This window comes from Alkalibacillus haloalkaliphilus C5 (assembly GCF_000269905.1).
Classification (GTDB): Bacteria; Bacillota; Bacilli; order Bacillales; family Alkalibacillaceae; genus Alkalibacillus; species Alkalibacillus haloalkaliphilus_A.
The window spans coordinates 1-7,174 of sequence record NZ_AKIF01000147.1 but is presented as its reverse complement, the minus strand read 5'-3'; the positions used below and the strand labels follow the sequence as shown (position 1 = coordinate 7,174).

11 protein-coding genes, 1 tRNA gene and 1 pseudogene are annotated in these 7,174 nt (G+C 34.4%); 3 read left to right on the top strand and 10 right to left on the bottom strand.

What is annotated here, in order from left to right:
* Positions 1-120: 120 nt before the first annotated feature.
* Complete coding sequence (locus A194_RS20355) at positions 121-270, bottom strand: hypothetical protein (RefSeq protein WP_157783065.1); 150 nt, start codon at positions 268-270, stop codon at positions 121-123.
* A gap of 73 nt (positions 271-343) precedes the next feature.
* Positions 344-853 carry a divergent polysaccharide deacetylase family protein gene (locus A194_RS18535; RefSeq protein ID WP_050980528.1) on the bottom strand — a complete coding sequence of 170 codons (510 nt, stop codon included), beginning with the start codon at positions 851-853 and terminating at the stop codon, positions 344-346.
* A gap of 872 nt (positions 854-1,725) precedes the next feature.
* On the opposite strand from A194_RS18535, the gene A194_RS0113225 reads away from it, so the two are divergent.
* Both A194_RS0113225 and A194_RS20350 read left to right on the top strand, forming a co-directional pair.
* Positions 1,726-2,070 carry a DUF6176 family protein gene (locus A194_RS0113225; protein WP_017187297.1) on the top strand — a complete coding sequence of 115 codons (345 nt, stop codon included), beginning with the start codon at positions 1,726-1,728 and terminating at the stop codon, positions 2,068-2,070.
* A gap of 12 nt (positions 2,071-2,082) precedes the next feature.
* Complete coding sequence (locus A194_RS20350; protein WP_157783064.1) at positions 2,083-2,268, top strand: hypothetical protein; 186 nt, start codon at positions 2,083-2,085, stop codon at positions 2,266-2,268.
* A 35-nt stretch (positions 2,269-2,303) separates the two neighbouring features.
* Here A194_RS20350 and A194_RS0113220 read toward each other — a convergent pair whose 3' ends face one another.
* Positions 2,304-2,495, bottom strand: a complete 192-nt coding sequence (locus A194_RS0113220; RefSeq protein ID WP_017187296.1) for a hypothetical protein — start codon at positions 2,493-2,495, stop codon at positions 2,304-2,306.
* Positions 2,496-2,593: 98 nt separating this feature from the next.
* Between A194_RS0113220 and A194_RS0113215 the strand changes: the two genes are divergently transcribed.
* Positions 2,594-2,666: transfer RNA gene (locus A194_RS0113215), tRNA-Val, on the top strand.
* A gap of 157 nt (positions 2,667-2,823) precedes the next feature.
* Here the strand turns inward: A194_RS0113215 and A194_RS0113205 are convergent.
* The 7 genes and pseudogenes from A194_RS0113205 to A194_RS18525 form a co-directional block, all read right to left on the bottom strand.
* Entirely contained in the window at positions 2,824-3,027 is a 204-nt protein-coding gene (locus tag A194_RS0113205) for a hypothetical protein (RefSeq protein ID WP_017187295.1), read from the bottom strand.
* 190 nt (positions 3,028-3,217) lie between these two features.
* A complete protein-coding gene (locus tag A194_RS20345; protein ID WP_017187294.1) occupies positions 3,218-3,382 on the bottom strand; it encodes a hypothetical protein in 165 nt (54 codons plus the stop codon).
* 148 nt (positions 3,383-3,530) lie between these two features.
* The gene (locus tag A194_RS0113195; protein ID WP_017187293.1) at positions 3,531-3,980 is read right to left on the bottom strand and encodes a hypothetical protein; all 450 of its coding nucleotides are present in this window, start codon (positions 3,978-3,980) and stop codon (positions 3,531-3,533) included.
* A gap of 301 nt (positions 3,981-4,281) precedes the next feature.
* A complete protein-coding gene (locus A194_RS0113185) occupies positions 4,282-4,449 on the bottom strand; it encodes a hypothetical protein (RefSeq protein WP_017187292.1) in 168 nt (55 codons plus the stop codon).
* A 574-nt stretch (positions 4,450-5,023) separates the two neighbouring features.
* A pseudogene (locus tag A194_RS18530) lies at positions 5,024-5,454 on the bottom strand (cytidine deaminase).
* Positions 5,455-5,478: 24 nt separating this feature from the next.
* Positions 5,479-6,363, bottom strand: coding sequence for a GNAT family N-acetyltransferase (locus A194_RS0113170; protein WP_017187290.1), 885 nt, complete (start codon positions 6,361-6,363; stop codon positions 5,479-5,481).
* Positions 6,364-6,920: 557 nt separating this feature from the next.
* A partial coding sequence (locus A194_RS18525; protein WP_040402959.1) for a pyridoxal-phosphate dependent enzyme occupies positions 6,921-7,174 on the bottom strand: 254 nt, incomplete at its 5' end.

Sequence of the window (7,174 nt, the reverse complement as noted above, 5' to 3'; positions counted from 1 at the left end):
TAACTTGTCAAAATATGTTCCCTCCCTCTTTTTACTATTCTCGCTCCAAACTTCACTCTCCTTCTACAATCCCATAAATATAAAAAAAGATGCCAAACTTTTACAGTTCAGCATCTCTTATTACAACCCATGATGAATCCACCGAAATTCTGGTACAAGCTCTGATACCGTCACAAACTCGACCTCACCGTCCACTTCCTCAATCCATTGTTTTAACGCTGCCGCCGTTTCTTTTCCTGGCCTTCCAACGTGACCGATGTGGCAACACATTCTTCGTTTTCTTCAAGCCGCTGTTTAATCGCATGGCATTGTGAACGAATGTGTCCGATATTCGCCACATCGTCTAAAAAGATATAGTTCTCAACAATGGCACACCTAACCCTTCAGCGACGTCTGGCGCGACACTAAAATAATTCGACTTACTATCAACATACATCATTCCTCGCTCTTGCACAGCACTTAACACTTGCTGCATGACGCGTTCATCTTCAGTCACTACCGAGTCCATATGATTGTTAATACCAACTGCATACGGCACATCATCAATCGCGTCTTGCACTCGCTCTTTGATCTCATCGTCTCCCATTTGTGTCGTGATCGCACCTTCGCCCAATTGCCTTGACGTCCCAGGCCGCCCTTCCATCGACAGATGAACAATCACTTCATGGCCATTTTCATATGCCATCGTTGTCTCTTGCGTATATGGTCCAAACGGCATGACAGCGACAGTTAAAGGAATGTCTAAGCTTAGAATCTCCTCAGCCCCCGTCCCTTCAGCTTCATCACCAGTTATTTCAATTATCCATATGTAAAACACCATTAACATCACACATAAGACAACAACACGCTTCACAACGTCACGTCCCTCACTTTATTGTTATCTTATTATTTCCTTTAGTAAAAAAGCTTATACGGCATGGCGGTACTACCTGATGTAAAACTGAGTTAAACTTTTATGTATACAAAACCAAAGCAGAAAACATGAACCACCTTCTTCTACCATAATATAAGATAAGACAAGATGAATACCATAATAGAAATATAATTCATCAACACCTGATATTTTGGCCGAAAGTAATAAGTTAAAAAGCTTAGAATAATAAAAATCAATAATACAAACAGGCTATATATAAAAATTCTTAATGGAACAAGGGCAAAACCATTACAAAGCACTAACCATAGAAAAACTAATAATATACGCAAAAGAAAAAGGTCTTCCCTTTGCTCTTGTTCGATTCTCCATATACCAAATACCAATCAAAAATAAAGTATAAATATAAAATCAACCATTAATTTCCCACCTCAAAAAAAACCACAAATAACTTACGATTATAACGACAATCGCACTAAACATATAAACAAACTGCAAAGCCATCGAAAAAGTAACTGATTGTGCACGAAATTAATAAATATAATTAATAATAAGAACCCTAAAAACCTATTAATCGTAACCCAATATGTATATTTTCAATCCATAACAAACCAACTGTAAGTGCTGAAATAGTTATGCCAATATAGCCTATAAATACGAAAAAGTATTGTCCATTTCGACTCACTTGCAAATTAAACACCACCTTTACTCCTTAATATACTAGACTAGAAACTTGTCGCCAATTACATTCAAAAATTTTCCAAAAAGTTTTTCATAAAGTACAAAATATTATTAAAATAATATACAAATCTGTTAGAATAGATTTAATTCACTGGATAAAGGTGGCAATTATGATGATTATTGAACTAACACGCTTTCGAGTAAAAGAAGGAAAAGAACACCGCGTCGATGAATGGCTGGAATTTCTAAATGAGTATATGGAAGATGTATTACTGACATTAGAAGATGAAAAGATGTACGTCGAAAATATATTCCGCGAAACAGTCGATAGCGTCGACTATTTATACTGGTATTCTATTGAAGGTGAAGGCGGTCAAGATGTTGAGAACTCAGAACATTGGGTTGATCAGAAACATTTAAAGTATTGGAAAGAGTGTATCGATGAAAGTTATGAACCCGTTGATCTAGTCTTAGAAGTGACAATGATCCCAAAACGCATTCGTGAGAACTTATTTTAAGGGAGTGTTAACATGGATACAAAACAACTCGATATGTTATTCATCATCGCTATATCCATTAGCGTCCCGTTATGTATTTTAATTCCGATATTAGATATTATCTTTAGTCTGCCCCCAGTTGTATTATATACGTTATTGCCATTTGGCATCATTCTTGCATTAATTGCCGTTGTTGCATCTGTCCTAAGAATACGCTAATAAAAAACGTACCGAGCTCAACTCGATACGTTCTTTTATTGCTTCTTCAATTCTTTAAACATAAGTATTGCACGCTTTCCATAAATAAACGCAAGCGCACCAAGCACAATAACGAAAATCGCAGCAAACGCGATCAATAAGTAACTTAAATATTGAGGGACACTCACCGCTACAGCTGCTACAATTAAAGCACCGATAAGTAAGTACGTTAACATACGTGGTAGCATAATTTGTACCTCCAACTTCTCAAAAAGTATTGACATTCTTATTATAAGCTATTATATTATTAGTTGTCGATAATTTAAATATGACACTTTCATAACACGACTCCGTAGCTCAGCTGGGAGAGCGCCACCTTGACAGGGTGGAGGTCGGTGGTTCGAGCCCACTCGGAGTCATAGGGTGCCAAACCCCACTAGACCCCCTCGCCGTAACGGCCCGGGGGTCTTTTTATATGATAAAGATTTTACCAAGTTTGAACTGTGAAGATAAGTGGATGGTGACAGATTGGGGTCACAATGATTACACAACATTAAAATTTATGTATATTATGAATTACTTAATATGATCCTTCTTCCATTTATAAGGTTTATTAGACCAATTTAAAAATAGAATAATCCAAAACATTATAAAAGATACCCCTGCATTATCAACCCACTGAACCTCATTATTAAAGATAAACTGCCATACAATTGCTACCACAAAAAATATTAACGGTAACCTAATACTTTCTTTAAACAAATTAACACCAGCTTTCATTCTCTTCTCCTATTAAATCAGTTTTATTATTCAAACGCCATAAACCATTTATGCTGGCCATTAGTTGAAAACAAGTTATTCTACCCCAACGATTAAGCTTACAAATGCTAATACAACTGACAAACATAACACAATAAATAAAACCCTGTACAACTTCTTTCTTTTTGGATTTTCATCAATAAGTATTAAATTACTTATTGAAAAAAAACAGTGTTAAAGTTAATAAGAACGGCAAAATAGACTCTCTACCAGTAAACCCTGCCCAAATGACTAAACTCGTCAATAAAATTGTTAAGACTAACAATGATACCTTAATATAAGATTTCACATTCTTATATTGGAGAGTATTTTCCATGTACTACTCCTCCCTTAATTTGCATAATTCTGAATAACGCTTTTACATGTAACCTACTAACGTCAGTTGAACGTTACAAATTAAAATCGTTATTAGACCCTTGCCTTTAATAATTGAAAATGGTCTTATAATATCTAATTGATTTTCATTATATGTATGACTCGTAAATTGTTAGTTTCTCATCTTTAAGTTTTAAAATGATATAATCAAAACGGTCACCTTGAAGAAATAAATAACTCGCATCATCATCTATCTTCTTTAGTAAATCTTGAACCCTATTAGGAAAGTATCTTATTTCTAAGTCTTCACCACTATTCCAATCATTTGATAAAGCTTTAATTTGCTTAATGTCTGTGGCTTCGTAGTAATGTAATTCGGTAATAGCATCTCCATCACCATGAAAACCACCTCTGGTATCATATAATGTTTCTTCGCTATCAGGGATTGGTAATACTAAATTCCAATTCGATTCAATAGTTTCTATATAAGTTGGATATAAACTTGGAAATAACCATTTGGGAAACGCCATTATATATCCTACAATTAAAACGAAACCGACAATAATTGTTATAAATATAACTTTTCGTTTTTGCTTCATAGCATCTTTCCCCCAAAAGTAACCGGTTAATCTTAGCATGAAAAACACAACTATTTTTGAAGATTACTGCTCCGATTTAATCACTTAAATAACGATCAATTTTCTTGTAGATGCACAAAAACACTATTTATCTTCTTTATAACTTTCATCAAAAGATTCTTCTGTAATTTTATCTATATACCTTTGTTTGCCAAAGTTACGCAAACCATCTCCAATGAAATAACCTGCTATGCAATTCCAACAGCCAATACTACAAAATCTAAGTTTAGTTCCATATAATCATCCCCTTTATTCCTTACTATTAACTAATATCAAAACACTCTTCACAAATAAACTCGCCTTCATTGTTTAAGTATGCCTTTATTTCAGTCATGCCTCTTCTGTCTGGATATCGCATCTTCACATAAACAATATCATTTCTTTCAATCTCTTTATGACAAGACGTACATTTTGGTTGATCCCTAAACATTTCAATACACCTCCAATCAAATACTATTCAAAAAAGTTACTCGCTTTTTTCTTTCGGTCTAAATAATAACTCCACTATGCTAAGTATCGTACCTATTATCAAAATAGTAATGATTAAATATCCACTTATATCTACCATATTAAATAAAATGAAAGGTGAAATTGAGATTATAATTGCTGTAAGCCACAACAGTATTTTAATAATGAACACCTCTATTTAACCATTAGAATTGTTTAACACTATTTGCTATCAATTTCTTTAATAAAGGCGGCTCTGTTAAAGTTCAGTGTCGATAATTATAGAAAAAAGCGGAACTTCCTTAAGGCAATAAGTTCCGTTGGTTTTATTGTCTTCTTCAACTAACGCTCATTTACTATTTCTATAACTTTCTTTACCCTTTTAGCTATCAGACCAACTAATAGAACAGTAACAATATATGCCCAGTTTTGCGACAAACTTATTATTAACCCAACTACTACTAAACTACTAACCAAAACAATCCAAAATTTTAGTGAATACAAAATCCCTCCCCCTTTGTAATTTTCCATTGTGTTTGCTGAGCATAACTCTTCATTTATAAGACATCACTAGTATACTTTTCCGGTAACAACTCCATGCGTTACACTTCACTAATTCCCCGTTGTACATGATGATTACGTCCGTATCTTTTCCATAATCACTAATGAGTTCACGACACATACCACAAGGTGAAACAACCCAACATTGTTCTATATCTTCGTGGGGATGAGGGTGAGCGACAGCTACAATAGTCTCAAATTCATGTTCCCCTTCAGATATAGATTTACCTATAGCCATTGCCTCACCACAGACGGCGATTCTTCCAACGTTGGCTTCTACATGAACCGCTGAAAAGATCCTTCCTGACTTTGACCTCACTGCTGCACCAATATGATGTCGACCGTACCTATAATTATGTTCAATTACTTTTTCAGCTTCTTTAACTAATTCATAATCTTCATTTTCTAATGATCTTACGTTAAGCATTACTTTTCCTCCTAATTATTAGCACTACTTGTCTGCAATTTGTTTAGTAAAAGAACACAAGTCATGCTGATGTTGAAAGCCTGCTTTCTTATATAAGTTAATTGCACTAGCATTGGTAGAGTTGACACAAAGTGTGATAGATTGAATGCTCTCGTATGTAAACAACCATTTTAAAGCTCCCGTCAGCAATTCCTTGCCAACACCACGGCCTTTCTCAGATTCCTTAACAGCAAAAAATTCAATACTCCCATCACCAAATTCAGGCTCGGCTTCGACATAAATATACCCAATGAGAGCACCGTCGTTAGTCTTTATAAAAACTTTCTTATCTTCATCTAAGCGTTCTATAATTTGTTGACCACTATAGTAAGCACCAGGAAATGCTTCGTCATGAAGTTGTTTCATATCGTCGTAGTACGCGGGGGTCATTTCATCAATAGAATCACTCTTCAGTTCATGTCGATCATTACGTTCAAAAGTTAATATTGATTCATCACTATATTTTTCAAATGAAACATCTTTGGCAAACTGGCATGCTCGTTCATTTTTCAAATTCGGAAACATTTCTAATGATTCTATTTCACTTGTAAGCAAATCTGTCATCTCATTCCACATGTCAAAAACGATATCCCACTTACTCGGAACTATGAATGGCCCCCATATTTCGGCATTACTATTTTCAAAATCTGCGTCAAACCCTAATACACCTACTAATTCATTACCTTCATACGCTACAATGAAGCTATCCGTATAATTAATATCATCCATATCATTTTTCATACAATGTGCAATTTCGTCTTGTTCTTTCCCACAAAAGCCAATATGTGATTCTTCATCATGATTAAGCTCTGCGATAAAACGAGATACTTTACCAAGTTCCTCTTGTTCAATTACTTTTATATCTAACATAAACTCCACTCTTTCTTAAATTAATACCATTATTGTTGAACTCTTAATAACTACTTTTTAGTTCAATAACTTCCACATCAATTTTAACATAATATTCCAACAATTTGAGGAAAAAATAAAAAAGACGTTCCCGTAAGATCGCCTTTTTAAAATCTTGCCTTCGTTAGCTAATATCTACTTCTTAAGTTTAACTGTTTCCCTGACTCAACAAACTTTATTCCGTTAACACGAGAGTGATTTCTGTTATGATTGCGTCTGTTTAGATTAATAACATTTTAACTAATTATTCTACTTTAACCTCTACAAACTCTCCGTCATGATTAGCGTAAATACATTGTTTCACAAAGTTAGCACAAATAGATGTCGTTTCAATGCTCAGCATATTTGTATTACGCAGTAAATGACTTTGTATTACTAGTTGTTCTTGTTCAACATAAACCACCCGTTATTACAATAACGAAATAGCCTTACCGAATAAATTAATCATCTATTCCCAGGGGGCTTAAAATTCTTGTCGAATTCTTTTTGTAAAAAAGTAATAATCTATTCCTCTTCGTTTATTTTGATTTTATACCTGCACCACAAAGAGGTACTATTACTTTTTCATTCGATTTCTTTCCATATTTTAAATAACCGGCATAGTTGGTCGCTGATGTCACTTCAACATAAAAACCTTTTTCACTAAGTTTCTCCCGTGCACTTAGAATCTCATCTTCTTGAATATCAATAACTGTACCATTTGTTTCTCGTACAGCTTCTAAAATTTGTTTTGAACGTGCTGGAGCTGCAATGGCGATACCTTCCGCTAAAG